The following is a 13,878-nucleotide window of genomic DNA, read 5'->3' on the forward strand; positions in this document are numbered from 1 at the left end:
ACGAGCCTAGACGACCGGCTATTGACCCGTGGCTAGCCGAACGGCTAACTTCGGTGGGGGCCGAAAGTAGCGCCGCGATTTTCGTGCTGAAGGGAGTCACCGATCACCGATATCGGCGGGGGAGATGCACCAGGTCGGCGGGCGACCCTGCGGACGACCGACGGTGAGGTCATCCTGCTGTGGACACTGCCCGTCACGGTGATCCTCTGGATCGCCGGCTTCCTGCTGTTCCCGGGCTTCAATCCGCCGATGTCACCCTCGATGCCGGCGGAACAAGTCGCCGCCTTCTACCGCGATCCGGCCCACGTCCCGCAGATCCGGTACAGCATGATCGTGTTCAACTGGTTCGGCGTGTGCCTCGTGCCGATCCTGGCCTTGATCGTGCTGCAGATCCGTCGCATGGCGCATCGGACGCCGATCTTCTCCTACGCGATGATGGGCTGCGTCGCCGGCGGTCCCACGTTGTTTCTCGTCGCCAACGTCTGCTGGCTGCTGGCTGCTTTTCGTCCCGAGCGGAGCCCGGAACTGACTCAGCTGCTCAACGATTTCGGCTGGATGACCTTTACCATCCTGGTTCCGTTTCTGATCGGGCAGAGGGTGATCCTTGCCGCTGCAATCTATTTCGATGATCAGCCGCGCCCCGTGTTCCCCCGCTGGGTCGCCCACTTCAACCTTCTCGTCGCTGCCGCGCTGGTGCCCGCGGCCTTCGTCGGAGTGTCATTGACCGGACCGCTGGCATGGGACGGCTTCCTGTCGTTCTGGGTGAAGAACATTGCGATCGCCGTCTGGATCGTCGTGATGGGTGTTGCGTTGGGACAAGCAATTTATCGGGAGCGTGCCGAAAACCGGGGGCGGCCAGACGAATTGGTCGACGCATGAGTGCGGCGATCACCCCGCCGACCTCGTCGGCCACGCCCCCGTCCGGCCCACTGCCGCAACGGATCGCCTGGCACCTGCTGCGCGGCCCCAAGCGTGAACTCTGGCTGGCGTGGTGGGTACTCGTCGTGTTCTACAACTTGTTCTTCCCGGTGTTCTTCATCATCGCGCAAGTTCAACCCCCGCCGGAGCCCACCTGGGACCTCGCCACGCAGGTGCACTGGTTCTCCGAGCGCCACCTCGGCATCCCTCTCGGGTTCGGCATCATCTTCGCGATCAGCGGCGCGATCGCGACCAACAATGCGCTGATCGCGTATTCGATGCGGCGCATGTCGGTCAGCCGTGCATTCGGTTACTCGTATCTGATCATCTACTCGCTCAGTGCGGTTCCCGGCATGATCCTGCTCAACATCGCGCTGATCGTCGGGACGTTACGGCCCGAACGCAATCCGGAAGCGATCGGCTGGCTCTACGACTTCGCGTTCTTGTCTTTCGACGGAACGATGGGAGTCTTCCTGATCGGCTCGCTGATCTGGATGGTCGCGATTCTGCTCGACAAGAATCGGGTGTTCCCCAAGTGGTTCGGTTATCTCAACCTCTGCAACGCGCTGACCGAGGTCGTCGTCGCCCCCTGCTGGATCTTCCGGCGTGGTGTGCTGGCCTGGGACGGTGAGATTGCCTGGTGGCTGGACATGGTCGTTTTCGGCGTCTACCAAGTCACCTTCGTCGTCATGCTGTATCGGATGATCCGGCGCGAAGACTTCGGCACCGGGCGGTTGCCGGACTTTCCGCGGAAACAGGCTGTGGCGCAATGACCGATCTGCAGGCCGTCCCGACCGACAAGCACGAACGCGCCCGGTTCATTCCGGGTCAGCCCGACATGTGGGCCTTCGTGTTGTTCGAAACATTAGTGTTCACCGGGTATTTCGGCTTCTATCTGTTCTTCCGTGCCCGCAACGACGACCTTTTCGTACACGCGCAGGCGCACCTGGACCTTTGCGTCGGAGTTTTCAACACGCTCGTCTTGTTGCTGAGCTCGTGGTCGGTAGCACGGTGTGTTCAGTCGTCGCGAGCCGGCGAATACCGGGCGGCGCTGCGCGATGTGTTCCTCACTGCGGCATTCGCCGCGGTGTTCCTCTTCTTCAAGGTTGTCGAGTGGGTCCGGCTGGTCAACACCGGAAACGGGTTGGACAGCAACGACTTTTTCACCTACTACTTCTTTCTCACCGGGATCCACTTCGTTCATCTCCTGATCGGCTTCGTCGTTCTCGGCGTGATCGTGTACCAACTCCAAAGTGCGGCAACAAGACCACGGGAATCTCAAGAGATCGTCGAAACGTGTGCCACCTACTGGCACACCGTCGACTTCCTGTGGGTGCTCATCTTCGCACTGCTCTACGTGGTGAGGTGAGGCGTGAGATTCAACAAACGGCTACTGGTGGTGTGGGTGATCCTGGCGTTGCTCACGCTCGGCTACCTGTGGATAGACCACTCGGTGGACGGGTCGCTGAAGTCCAGCGCGGTGGTGACGTCGAGCGTCATCGTGATCGCGCTCGTCAAGGTGCGCATCATTTTTCGCGAGTTCATGGAGGTGCGCAACGCGCCGGTCCTGCTGTGCCGACTGACCGACGCCTGGGTGGTGCTGATGGCCGTCGCGATGCTCAGCTGCTACTTCGTCGGGCTGCGGCTCGGGTAGTCCGCGCGACGCGGTGGTTCAGGCGACGGGCACTACCGCGTCTGCGGTGGTGAACGACAGGTGCAGTTCGCTCAGGCCCCGCAAGATGTAGGTCGGCTCATAGGTGTAGCGACGCTCGGCGGCCGGCCCGTGGTGGGCTTCGTTGATCTCGATGTGCGGCATCCGGTCCAGGATCCGCTCGATCGAGACCCTGCCTTCCACGCGCGCGTGCGGCCCGCCCGGACACGAGTGGACGCCGCGGGCAAATGCCATGTGCTCGCGGACGTTCTTGCGCCGGACATCGAACTCGTGCGGGTTCTCGAACCGACGGGGGTCGCGGTTGGCCGCGCCCGGCAGGATCATCACCACGGTGCCGGCGGGGATGTCGACGCCACCGATGGTGGTGTCCCGGACGACAAGTCGCGAGTCGCTCTTGACCGGGCTCTCCATCCGCAGTGATTCCTCGATGAATCCGGGAATGAGGCTCCGGTCGTCGCGAATCTGTTGCTGGATTTCCGGCCGGTCGCCCAGGGCTTGCAAAGCGGCGCTAAGTAGTTTGGCCGTGGTCTCCTGGCCGGCGGCGAAAAGGAAGGTGGCCGAGCGGACGACCTCGATGACCTCGGGGGTGGATCCGTCTGGATACTTCGCCGTCGCCAGCGACGTCAACACGTCTTCGCCGGGATTGCTGCGGCGGTCCTCGATGTAGGAACAGAATTTGTCGTCGAGCCACTCGAGCGGATTGATGCCGACCGACTCGTGATCAAGCGCCCCCACCCGGGCGCCGGGCCGGTCGGCTCCCAGCACGGTGCGGAACTCCTTGTGATCTTCCTCGGGGACGCCGAGTAGGTCGGCGATCACCAATGTGGCGAACGGCTTGGAGTACTCGGCGATGAACTCGCACTCGCCGTTGTGCAGGAACTCGTCGAGCTGGCGGTCTGCTAGGCGCCACATGAACTCCTCGTTCTGCTTCAACCGGCTCGGCGTCAACAGCTTGGCCAGCACCGAGCGGGCCTTGGTGTGGTCCGGGGGGTCCATCGTGACCATGTGCTCGTTCATTGGAAAGTAGCTGCGGTGCTCGTCGATCAGGGCGCTGATGTCACCGCCCTGGGGCGTGAAAGGCAGCGGAGGGAACGGCCCGCCGAGCGCGACGATGTTCGAGAATGTTTCCGGGTCTTTGTAGACCTCGGTGGCTTCGGCGTAGCCGGTGATCGCGACGACCCCATAGTGCGGCAGGCGCAACACCGGGTGCTGGCTGCGCAGGTAGTCGAAGTACGGGTGCGGATCGGGGACCAGCGACTGGTCGGTGAAAAAGTCGATCGACTCGTAGCTACTCATCGGATTGTGTCTCCCTGGGCTGGGTCTACCGGTGGGGTCTCGGCGGCATGCGGATGCGCTGCCCGATTTCGGAAATCTGCTGAGCACCTGCTTAGCACGGCAGTAATGTCGTGGTCAAGGACACAACGCCGCGCCGCGCTACGATTCGGGTGGTCGGCAGGTGAGCGTGGACAGGACGGAGCAACGGCATGACATCGGCCCGCAGGATCGGGGCGCCGGACGCCAAGAACCGCGGCCTGCTACTCGACGCGGCCGAACACTTGATGATCGAAGAGGGCTACGCCGCCGTGACGTCGCGCCGCCTAGCGAACAAGGCCGGACTGAAACCTCAGCTGGTGCATTACTACTTCCGCACGATGGAGGAACTGTTCCTCGAAGTCTTCCGTCGTCGCGGTGAGGAAGCGCTCGAGGCGCACGCCCGGTTGATGCAGTCGCCGCAGCCGCTGTGGGCGGTGTGGCGATTCGGCACCGATCCTGCGTTCACCCGTATCTCCATGGAATTCATGGCGCTGGCCAATCACCGCAAGGAGATGCGGGCCGAAATCGCTTACTACGCCGAACGTTTCCGCGAAGAACAGCGTCAAGCGCTGACGGCCGCGCTGGAGCGCTACGGCGTGGCCCGTGCAGAGATGCCGCCCGTGGTGGTGTCCGTGCTCATGTCCAGCCTGTCGAGATTCCTGGTGCTCGAGCAGGCGGTCGGCATTTCCGCTGGGCACGCCGAAACCGTTGAACTAGTCGAAAGTCACCTGCGTCGGCTCGAAGGCGAGCCACAGCCCTTTGCGGGGGTGCCGGAGACCTGGGTGGTTCACCAGCTGCGCAGCGAACAGAGCACGCCTTTGGGGCCGCCGTTGGATACGACGACGACTCCGTCCACCGCTAACACGCAGTGAAGCCCTGGCGTGCCGGGCTCGGTGCCCGTGCTCGCCACGACCATCGCGTAGTGGTCGGGATCCGTCATGTCCAGATCGAAGGTCCACGGCGGCTTGCCCGGGCCGAGATCGACGTCGACGTGCGGGGTAAACAAGTACGGGTTGTGGCTGTAATCGGCGAATTTGGCCGGCTGGTGGTCCAAGTAATAAATGTCGGTGTAGATCGAGTTCTCCGCGGTGACGGCGTACTTGACGTGATGCATCACCGGCTCGGGGTCGGCGTGGGCCCTTGGAGCGCTCACGATTGCACCGGCACCTGCCAACGGGCCGACCACTGCCATCGCAGACCCGATGCTCAGCAGTCTCTTCGCGTTCGTTCTCATGACGCTCCTCCGCCCGCCGCCGGCGGCTTGGCGTTTCGATTCATTACCCGCTCTGCGGCCTGCCAGTGCGCCTCGGCAACCCACAACCGTGCAAAGGATGCTATCGCCTCATCAGGCGAAACACCGCTGATTACGCGTTTTATCTCGGCGGCCGGCTGGTGGGCGAGCGAGGCGGCAATCGCGCGCCAGCCCTCTTCGAACGAGGCGCGCGGTAACACCACGTCCACCAACCCCATTCGCTCGGCCTCGGCGGCGTCCACGGTTTTTCCGCTGCCCGCCAACAGAAGTGCTCTGCCTTTTCCGACCAGCGCCGCCAGTCTCTCCGCACCGCCCCAGGCCGGCATGATTTCCAGTGTCGCCTGGTTGAACGCGATCTTGATATCGCTTGCGGCAACCCGGATGTCGGCGGCGACGGCCACCTCGGCTCCGCCGCCGAAGGCGTGGCCGTTGAGGGCGGCGATCACTGGTGCGGGAAAGTTCGCCAGCTGGTCGCAGATGGCCCGCATCCGCTTTGCCATCGCGGTTGCTTCCTCGAGGGTCCGCAGCGCGGCGAGCTCCTTGAGGTCACCGCCGGACACGAAGGCCTTGTCCCCGGCGCCCGTGATCACCAGGGCCTGAGCGCCCGCCGCCGTGTCGAGTGCCTTCTCCAACTGGTCCATGGTGTCGAGCGCGATGGCGTTGCGCGCGTGGGGGCGATCGATGGTGAGTACCGCCAACCCGTTGTCGAGCTCCAAATCCAGCATTCGTATTTGCTCCTCGAAGAGCCGTCGATATTGGCATTCTCGTGCAGCGAGAATAGCATCATCGCTGCAGGCTGAATGGTTTGTCAGCAAGGATATGAGGTGGCCCAGTGCAGAATGGAATCGTCGTGGCGGCCGCCGCGGTGCTCGCAGTGGCCGGCCTCGGGGCCTGCACGTCGCGACCCCCCACACAGATCTCCGGCTCGGCATCCGTGACGGTCAACGGTGACGACGCGAATTTCCACGTCGTGCAGTGCGGGCAAATTCAGTGGACGCGCACGATCGATATCGGCGGCAAGTTTGCCGGGGCCAAGATCATCATCGACCAGGGCGCGCATCCGCCGTCGGCCGAGTCGGTGCGCATCCAAAATCTGGGCGGGTTCACCGGGATGTACGCCCGGGGCGACGGTCCCGCTGCCGACATGAGCATGACCGGGGACAAGTTCACGATCACCGGCACCGCAAACGGTTTCAAGACCGACAAGCCCAACGTAGCGGCTTCGGCGACTTTCAAAATCATCGTCACCTGCTGACCCGCGAGTCGCGATCACCCCTGGGTGCAGGTTTGCCTAGCGGACTTGTAGAGAATATTATTCTCGCAAATTGCGAAGGAGGATCTCATGGGCCAATTGTCTCACCGGGTCGACGTCCCGTTTCCGATTTTTGATGCCGACAATCACCTCTACGAGCCGCCGGAGGCGCTGACCAAGTTCCTGCCCAAGGAGTACAAGGACTACGTCCAGTACGTGCAGATCAACGGGCGGACCAAGATCGCGATCCGCGGCCAGATCAGCAACTACATTCCCAACCCGACCTTCGAGGTCGTCGCTCGTCCGGGTGCCTGGGAGGAGTACTTCAAGTACGGCAACCCGGATGGCAAGACCAAGCGCGAGTTGTTCGGCGAGCCGATGCGCGCAATCCCCGCGTTCTTCGAACCGGGCCCACGCCTGGAGACGATGAACGAGCTGGGCCTGGACAAGACGCTGATGTTCCCGACCCTGGCCAGCCTCCTCGAGGAGCGGCTGCGTGACGACCCGCTCGCCATCCACGTACTTGTCCACGCGCTGAACGAGTGGCTCGATGAGGTCTGGGGCTTCAACTACCAGAACCGGATCTTCACCACCCCGGTCATCACCCTGCCGATCGTCGAGAAGGCGATCGAGGAGCTCGAGTGGGCGGTCAAGCGCGGTGCCCGTGCCATCCTGGTCCGCCCGGCGCCGGTTCCCGGCTTTCGTGGCCCGCGTTCGTTCGCGGTGCCCGAGTTCGACCCGTTCTGGGAGCGGGTCGTCGAGCACGACGTACTGGTCGGCATGCACTCGAGCGACAGCGGCTACTCCCGGTACACCTCCGAATGGGACGGTGCCGACCAGGAGATGCTGCCGTTCCAGACCAACGCGATGGGCATCCTCAATGAGTGGCGGCCGATCCAGGACTCGGTGGGGTCGTGGGTGATTCACGGCGCGCTCTACCGCCACCCGAAGCTGAAGGTCGCGATCGTGGAGGCCGGTTCGAAGTGGATGACCCCGCTGTTGGACGGCCTGGCCGAGGTCTTCCGCAAGGCCCCGGAGGCTTTCCCGAGCGATCCGGTCGAGATGGTCAAGAGCCGCATTCACGTCAGCCCGTTCTTCGAGGACGGCATCGACGATTTGGTCAACCTCGTCGGTGTGGATCAGGTGCTGTACGGCTCGGATTGGCCGCATCCCGAGGGGCTGGCTGAGCCGACCTATTACATCGAGGCGCTGTCGCACCTGTCGGCCGACGACCAGGCGAAGATCATGGGCGGCAACCTCGCTCGACTCGTCACGGTGTAGCGCCCGGTGACGATGCAGACCGCGCTGCGGTCTGAGGAGGAGGCGGGCAATCAGGCCTGAGCCAACCTGGCAGACCATCCCCGAGATGGTCTTGAGCGCGGCGGACCGCTTTGGCGATGCCGAAGCCGTCGTAGACGGTCCGCTGCGCTTGACATTCGCTCAAGTTGTCGAGCGAATCCGTTGTGCCGCAGGTGCATTCGCTGAGTTCGGGGTTGGCAAGGGCGACCGAGTCGCCGTCTGGGCACCCAACTCGGCGGAGTGGATCGTCGCGGCGTTCGGGCTACTCACCGCCGGCGGTGTGCTGGTGCCGGTCAACACGCGGTTCAAGACGGAGGAAGCGGGCGACATCATCGCGCGCAGTGGCGTCAAAGCCGTCCTGGTGCAGAAGGGATTTCTGGGCCAGGACTACACCGCACCCGCGGGGACTCCTGTCATCGATCTGAAGTCCGATTTCCTTTCCAGCGGTGCGCCGTTCGAGCGTGACGTCAACGGCAGCGATATCTCGGACATCATCTTCACCTCGGGCACGACCGGGCGCCCGAAGGGTGCGATGATGAATCATCGCCAAACGCTGAGGATGTACGAGGAGTGGGCGACGCTCGCGGATCTGCGCGAGGGTGACCGCTACTTGCAGATCAACCCGTACTTCCACACCTTCGGCCTGAAGGCGGGACTGGTCACGTCCTTTCTGCGCGGCGCGACGATGCTGCCGGTCGCGGTGTTCGATGTCGACACCGTCGTGGATCTTATTGCACGCGAGCATATTACGATGCTTCCCGGGCCGCCGACGTTGTACCACTCGCTGCTGACGGTCGCCGACAAGTCGAAGCTGTCGACGTTGCGGGCCGGCGTCACCGGTGCCGCCGACATCCCGGTCGAGCTGGTCCGTCGCATCCATGACGAGCTGCCGTTCCAGACGCTGATGACCGGTTACGGGCTCACCGAGGCCGGCAACGTCACCCTGTCGCTGCCCGGCGATTCGTTCGAGCACGTCGCCACTACCGCGGGTGTGCCGTGCGACGGGGTCGAGGTGCGCATCGCCGACGACGGCGAGGTGCTGGTCCGCGGCTACGGTGTGATGCAGGGCTACCTGGACGACCCCGCCGCCACGGCGCAGGCGATCGACGGCGACGGCTGGCTGCACACCGGAGACCTGGGCAGCTTCACCGAGACCGGTCGACTGCGCATCGTCGGGCGCAAGAAGGACATGTTCATCGTCGGCGGTTTCAACGCCTATCCCGCCGAGATCGAGGGTTTCCTGCTCAATCACCCGGCAGTCGCGCAGGCGGCGGTGATCGGCGTCCCCGACGACCGGATGGGCCAGGTGGGCAAAGCGTTTGTGGTCCGCAAAGGCGATGTCACCGCCGACGAGTTGATCGGCTGGTGCCGTGACCGCATGGCGGGATTCAAGGTCCCGCGCGGGGTACAGTTCCTTGATTCACTTCCACTCAACGCGACCGGGAAAGTGGTCAAGGACCAACTTCGATGACTAACGGCGACATTCACTCGATGGTGATTGCGTCGGACTATCGCGTGCCCGATCCGAGCCGGGTGTGGCCACTGCTCGAACACAACAGAGCGGCGCTCTCCGACATCGGCGCGCATCACGTTCTGGTCATACCTCAACGCACGACTACGGCCGGGTCCTGGTGATGATCGGTGTGCACAGTCGTGAGCCGATCGTGGAGTTGCTGCGATCGCGGGTCTTCTTCGACTGGTTCGACGAGGCGGGCGTCGAGGACATCCCCGCGGTCTTCGCCGGCGAGATCATCGACAGATTCACTCCGGCGTCCGCGTCGACCCCAGAAGTCCCCGGGGTCGTGGTGGCCGCCATCGCGTCGGTCGACGATGTGTCGGCGCTGACCGCCGATGTCGGCTCGGCGATCGACAGGTTCGCTGCGGCCGGCATCCGAAAGACATGGATATTCCGGGCTTTTGACGACGACCACGAGGTATTGATCCTGCAGGAATTTCCCGATGAACTAAGCGCGCGGCGGTGGATCGATCACCCCGACGCCGCCGCCCAATGGATGTCCGCCGCGGGCGAGGGTCCCTACCCACCGCTGTTCGTCGGCCAGTTCTCCAACATCATGCGTATCGAGGGATAAGCGAGTCGACCGCGCGATGTTCGTGTGCCTGTGTAACGGCGTCACCAGCCACACGGTGACCGACGTGGTCCGGGCCGGGGCATCGACGACCAAAGCCGTGGCCCACGCCTGCGGGGCCGGGGCGGACTGCGGTCGGTGTCGCCGCACCATTCAGGCGATACTCAAATCATCGACGCCCGGGCCGGAGCCCGAGTCAGCGACGCCTACTGCCATCCGGCGACATGGGTTGCACGAGTTCGACCAGTAGCGGCGGAATCTCCATGCGGGGCAAGACAACCTCGACGAGCACCATGCGATCCTGATGGCCCGCGGCCGCGGTCAGCGCGTCGTCGAGCTCGCCGTAGGTTTGCGCGCGGTAGGCGAGGTGATTGGCTACACCCAGTGCGTTGGGGATGTCGGTCCAACTCCAGCTGGCGATGTCGTTGTAGGGCGCGGTCTCTCCGTGGATAGCCCGTTCGACCGTGTAGCCGTCGTTGTTGACGACCACGATCACCGGGGAGAGTCCTTCGCGAAAGAAAGACCCGAGTTCCTGGACGGTCAGTTGCGCGGCGCCGTCACCGATCAGCAGCACCGTCCTTCGGTCCGGATGGGCGACCGCCGCGCCAAGCGCCGCGGGCAGCGTGTAACCGATTGAGCCCCAAAGGGGTTGGCCGATGAACGTGACCCCCTTGGGCAACCGGTGGTCGGCCATCCCGTAGAAGGACGTCCCTTGGTCGGCGAGCACCACGTTTCCAGGCGTGAGCGCGTCGCACAGTCGGTCCCAAACCATCTCCTGGGTCAGAGGCTGATCGCGCGCGGGCGCTTGGGCCCCGACTGCGGGCTGTCGGTCCGCTGCCGAACTGACCGGTGGCGAACTGATTCCGCGCCCGGTCAGGATCTCGGCGAGCGCCCCGAGCGCGGCGCCCATTTCCAGCGGCGCGAACACCTCGCCGGCCACACTGCTCTGATACTGCCCGACGTCGATGGTCCGGGTCGCGTCGATGTGCTGGCTGAAGAAGCCGCTGACCATGTCGGTGAACACGACGCCGGCGGTGACCAACACCGGCGCGTCTTCGATCGCCGCACGCACCTGCGGCGCGCTGGCCGCACCCGCGTAGATCCCCAGGAAGTTCGGTGAGCTCTCGTCGAGCAGGCTCTTTCCCCACATCAGCGTGGCGTAGGGCACCACGTCGGCGGTCAGCAATGCCTCGAGCTCTTTGACCGCCTGCAGCCGATGCACCAGCAGGTCCGCCAGCACCGTCAACCGGTTGTCGCCGATAAGTTCGCGGGCCGCCTCGACGAACATTGACAGCGCACGCGGGCTGGTACCGCCGGTGTAGCGGGGCAGCGGCGCTTCGGGGGGTTCGGTGGGGAAGCGCGCCACATCGGTGGACAGCAGTATGTAGCCTGGCCGCTTCTGCTCACGCACCTCGGACAGCACCCGATCGATCTCCCGGCGCGCCGTCGCCGGCATGAGATTGGCTTGCGCACAGGTGATTTCGCGGCTGATCCGGAAAAAATGCTCGAAGTCGCCGTCGCCGAGCGAATGGTGCAACGCCCGCCGGGTTCCCTGGGCGTCCTTGGAGGGGCCGCCGACGATATGCACGACTGGCACATGCTCGGCGAAGCTGCCGGCGATCGCATTGGTCGCCGAGAGCTCACCCACGCCGAATGTCGTTACCACAGCTGCCATTCCGCGCAGCCGTCCGTAGCCGTCGGCGGCATAGCCGGCGTTCAACTCGTTGGCGTTGCCCACCCAGCGAATTCTCGGGTGCGCGACGATGTGGTCAAGGAATTCCAGGTTGTAGTCGCCGGGGACGCCGAAGATCTCGGAGACGCCAAGCTCGGCGAGACGGTCCAACAGAAAGTCACCGATGGTGTAGGCGGACTCCGCGGGGCTGGCCCCGGCGTCGGGCGTGGTAGCAGTCACGAAGTCGACGGTACGCTCGGTCGAATTCGCTCCCGGCCGGACGCCGCTTCGCTATCGTGCGGGCCATGGCGATCAAGGAAACCCGCGAAGTTGTTATCGAAGCCAGCCCCGAAGAGATCATCGACGTCATCGCCGATCTCGAGTCGGCTCCCGAATGGTCACCGCCTCATCAGAGCGTTGAGATTCTCGAGCGGGACGCCGACGGACGGCCCGCCAAGGTCAAGATGAAAGTCAAAGCCGCGGGTATCACCGACGAGCAGGTGATCGCTTACACCTGGGGCGATAACGAGGTGAGCTGGACGCTGGTCAGCTCCGGTCAGCAGCGCTCACAGGATGCGTCCTACACCCTGATACCCGACGGCGACGCCACGAAAGTCAAGTTCCAGCTCAGCGTCGATCCGGTGGTGCCACTACCCGGGTTCGTATTGAAGCGCGCCATCAAGGGCACGGTCGACACCGGGACCGAGGGCCTGCGCAAGCGGGTGCTGCAGGTGAAGAAGGGTAGGTAGCCCTGTGACCGGCGCAGGGCCGTTGGCCGGGGTCAAAGTCATCGAACTCGGCGGCATCGGACCCGGGCCGCACGCGGGGATGGTGCTCGCCGACCTGGGTGCCGACGTGGTGCGGGTGCGCCGACCCGGCGGCGTGGCGATCGCAAGCGCGGCGAAGCCGGGCGAGGCGGGTCGCCACGAAGCAGTTCCGACGATGCCGGCCGAGGACCGCGACCTGTTGCACCGGGGCAAGCGGATCGTGGACCTGGACGTCAAGACGCGGCCGGGGGCGCTGCTGGAGCTGGCCGCCAAAGCCGATGTGCTGCTCGACTGCTTCCGGCCGGGCACCTGCGAGCGACTCGGCATCGGACCCGACGACTGTGCGGCGGTCAACCCGCGGCTGATCTACGCCCGGATCACCGGCTGGGGGCAAGACGGACCGCTGGCCCCGACCGCGGGGCACGACATCAACTACCTGTCGCGGACCGGCGCGTTGTCGGCGTTGGGCTACGCCGACCGGCCGCCGATGCCGCCGCTGAACCTGGTCGCCGATTTCGGCGGCGGTTCGATGCTGGTGCTTCTCGGCATCGCCGCCGCGCTCTACGAGCGGGAACGGTCGGGCCGGGGACAGGTGATCGACGCGGCGATGGTCGACGGGGTCAGTGTGCTCGCGCAAATGATGTGGACCATGAAGGGAATTGGCAGCCTGCGCGACAAGCGCGAATCGTTTCTGCTCGACGGCGGCGCCCCGTTCTACCGGTGCTATGAGACCTCCGACGGCGGGTACATGGCGGTCGGCGCGATCGAGCCGCAGTTCTTCGCGGCATTGTTGCGCGGGCTCGGTCTGTCGCCCGACGACGTACCGGGTCAGCTGGAAGCCGGTTCCTACCAACAGATGTACGAGGTCTTCGCGCAGCGGTTCGCCAGCCGGACGCGCGACGAGTGGACCCAGGTTTTCGCCGGCACCGACGCCTGTGTCACGCCGGTGCTCACCTGGAGCGAGGCTGCCACCGATGACCATCTGAACGCGCGGTCGACGGTTATCACCGCCCACGGCGTCGAGCAGGCCGCGCCCGCTCCGCGTTTCTCCCGCACACCGGCCGGGCCGGTCGGGCCGCCACCGGCCGCCACCACGCCGTTCGACGAAATCAACTGGTAGCAAATTACTTATTCCGAACACGTCCCGCGCCCGGGACGGGGTTGCTAGGTTGAGTTCAGTGGCTGTAAAGGCATCGCGTGAATTCATTGTTGATGCGCCGCTCGACGTGGTCATGGGGGCGCTCGAGGATGTCAACGTGCTGGAATCCTGGTCGCCGCTGCATAAGCGGATAGAAGTAATCGACCGCTATGCGGACGGCCGCGCCCACCATGTGAAGACCACGATTCGGATTTTTGGCCTCGTGGACAAGGAGGTCCTGGAATATCACTGGGGCCCGGACTGGGTGGTGTACGACGTGAAAGGAACCGCACAGCAGCACGGCCAGCATGTCGAGTACAACCTGAAACCCGAAGGCGTCGACAAGACCCGGGTGCGCTTCGATATCACCGTCGAACCGGCGGGGCCCTTTCCCGGATTCGTCGTCCGGCGTGCAATGGAGAAAATTCTCGACGCCTCGGAGAAGGGGCTGCGGAATCTGGTTACGCGCGGCGGTTCGCATACGGCAACGTAATTCTGCGTCTATTG

At 64.5% G+C, this 13,878-nt stretch carries 16 protein-coding genes and 1 pseudogene; 13 read left to right on the forward strand and 4 right to left on the reverse strand.

Annotated elements, in window-relative coordinates; translation table 11 throughout:
* The first annotated feature begins 102 nt into the window (after positions 1–102).
* From G6N54_RS23055 to G6N54_RS23070, 4 genes are read left to right on the forward strand one after another with little or no spacing between them, the layout of a single operon-like run.
* On the forward strand, positions 103–879 hold the full coding sequence (locus tag G6N54_RS23055; RefSeq protein ID WP_232073816.1) for a hypothetical protein: 777 nt from the start codon (positions 103–105) through the stop codon (positions 877–879).
* Positions 876–1,691, forward strand: coding sequence for a hypothetical protein (locus tag G6N54_RS23060; protein ID WP_163792300.1), 816 nt, complete (start codon positions 876–878; stop codon positions 1,689–1,691). Before G6N54_RS23055 ends, G6N54_RS23060 begins: the two co-directional genes overlap by 4 nt.
* Complete coding sequence (locus G6N54_RS23065; protein WP_163792303.1) at positions 1,688–2,287, forward strand: cytochrome c oxidase subunit 3; 600 nt, start codon at positions 1,688–1,690, stop codon at positions 2,285–2,287. Before G6N54_RS23060 ends, G6N54_RS23065 begins: the two co-directional genes overlap by 4 nt.
* Before the next feature lie 3 nt (positions 2,288–2,290).
* Complete coding sequence (locus tag G6N54_RS23070) at positions 2,291–2,572, forward strand: cytochrome C oxidase subunit IV family protein (protein ID WP_163792305.1); 282 nt, start codon at positions 2,291–2,293, stop codon at positions 2,570–2,572.
* 18 nt (positions 2,573–2,590) lie between these two features.
* On the opposite strand, the gene G6N54_RS23075 is transcribed toward G6N54_RS23070, so the two are convergent.
* On the reverse strand, positions 2,591–3,886 hold the full coding sequence (locus G6N54_RS23075) for a cytochrome P450 (protein ID WP_163792308.1): 1,296 nt from the start codon (positions 3,884–3,886) through the stop codon (positions 2,591–2,593).
* Positions 3,887–4,074: 188 nt separating this feature from the next.
* On the opposite strand from G6N54_RS23075, the gene G6N54_RS23080 reads away from it, so the two are divergent.
* Entirely contained in the window at positions 4,075–4,776 is a 702-nt protein-coding gene (locus G6N54_RS23080) for a TetR/AcrR family transcriptional regulator (RefSeq protein ID WP_163792310.1), read from the forward strand.
* Here G6N54_RS23080 and G6N54_RS23085 read toward each other — a convergent pair.
* On the reverse strand, positions 4,692–5,096 hold the full coding sequence (locus tag G6N54_RS23085) for a hypothetical protein (protein WP_163794914.1): 405 nt from the start codon (positions 5,094–5,096) through the stop codon (positions 4,692–4,694). The genes G6N54_RS23080 and G6N54_RS23085 overlap by 85 nt on opposite strands.
* Positions 5,097–5,134: 38 nt before the next feature.
* Positions 5,135–5,881, reverse strand: a complete 747-nt coding sequence (locus tag G6N54_RS23090; RefSeq protein ID WP_163792313.1) for an enoyl-CoA hydratase/isomerase family protein — start codon at positions 5,879–5,881, stop codon at positions 5,135–5,137.
* 107 nt (positions 5,882–5,988) lie between these two features.
* On the opposite strand from G6N54_RS23090, the gene G6N54_RS23095 reads away from it, so the two are divergent.
* The 5 genes and pseudogenes from G6N54_RS23095 to G6N54_RS23115 all read left to right on the forward strand — a co-directional run bounded on the left by G6N54_RS23095 (position 5,989) and on the right by G6N54_RS23115 (position 10,044).
* Complete coding sequence (locus tag G6N54_RS23095) at positions 5,989–6,411, forward strand: lipoprotein LpqH (RefSeq protein WP_163792316.1); 423 nt, start codon at positions 5,989–5,991, stop codon at positions 6,409–6,411.
* 87 nt (positions 6,412–6,498) lie between these two features.
* Complete coding sequence (locus tag G6N54_RS23100; RefSeq protein ID WP_163792319.1) at positions 6,499–7,689, forward strand: amidohydrolase family protein; 1,191 nt, start codon at positions 6,499–6,501, stop codon at positions 7,687–7,689.
* An 85-nt stretch (positions 7,690–7,774) separates the two neighbouring features.
* A complete protein-coding gene (locus G6N54_RS23105; protein ID WP_179969113.1) occupies positions 7,775–9,178 on the forward strand; it encodes a FadD3 family acyl-CoA ligase in 1,404 nt (467 codons plus the stop codon).
* A pseudogene (locus tag G6N54_RS23110) lies at positions 9,175–9,797 on the forward strand (fatty-acid--CoA ligase). Before G6N54_RS23105 ends, G6N54_RS23110 begins: the two are co-directional and overlap by 4 nt.
* A 16-nt stretch (positions 9,798–9,813) precedes the next feature.
* Positions 9,814–10,044, forward strand: a complete 231-nt coding sequence (locus G6N54_RS23115; RefSeq protein ID WP_163792322.1) for a (2Fe-2S)-binding protein — start codon at positions 9,814–9,816, stop codon at positions 10,042–10,044.
* Here the strand turns inward: G6N54_RS23115 and G6N54_RS23120 are convergent.
* A complete protein-coding gene (locus G6N54_RS23120) occupies positions 9,991–11,706 on the reverse strand; it encodes an alpha-keto acid decarboxylase family protein (protein WP_163792325.1) in 1,716 nt (571 codons plus the stop codon). The genes G6N54_RS23115 and G6N54_RS23120 overlap by 54 nt on opposite strands.
* 65 nt (positions 11,707–11,771) lie before the next feature.
* Here G6N54_RS23120 and G6N54_RS23125 point away from each other — a divergent pair, with 65 nt between their 5' ends.
* Genes G6N54_RS23125 through G6N54_RS23135 form a run of 3 tightly spaced genes read left to right on the forward strand, consistent with a single transcriptional unit; the run spans position 11,772 to position 13,864 of the window.
* On the forward strand, positions 11,772–12,215 hold the full coding sequence (locus tag G6N54_RS23125) for an SRPBCC family protein (RefSeq protein ID WP_163792328.1): 444 nt from the start codon (positions 11,772–11,774) through the stop codon (positions 12,213–12,215).
* Between the two features lie 4 nt (positions 12,216–12,219).
* Positions 12,220–13,353, forward strand: a complete 1,134-nt coding sequence (locus G6N54_RS23130; RefSeq protein ID WP_163792333.1) for a CaiB/BaiF CoA transferase family protein — start codon at positions 12,220–12,222, stop codon at positions 13,351–13,353.
* A gap of 58 nt (positions 13,354–13,411) precedes the next feature.
* Entirely contained in the window at positions 13,412–13,864 is a 453-nt protein-coding gene (locus G6N54_RS23135; protein WP_163792336.1) for an SRPBCC family protein, read from the forward strand.
* Positions 13,865–13,878: the final 14 nt, after the last annotated feature.

The organism is Mycobacterium stomatepiae, assembly GCF_010731715.1.
GTDB classification, from domain to species: domain Bacteria; phylum Actinomycetota; class Actinomycetes; order Mycobacteriales; family Mycobacteriaceae; genus Mycobacterium; species Mycobacterium stomatepiae.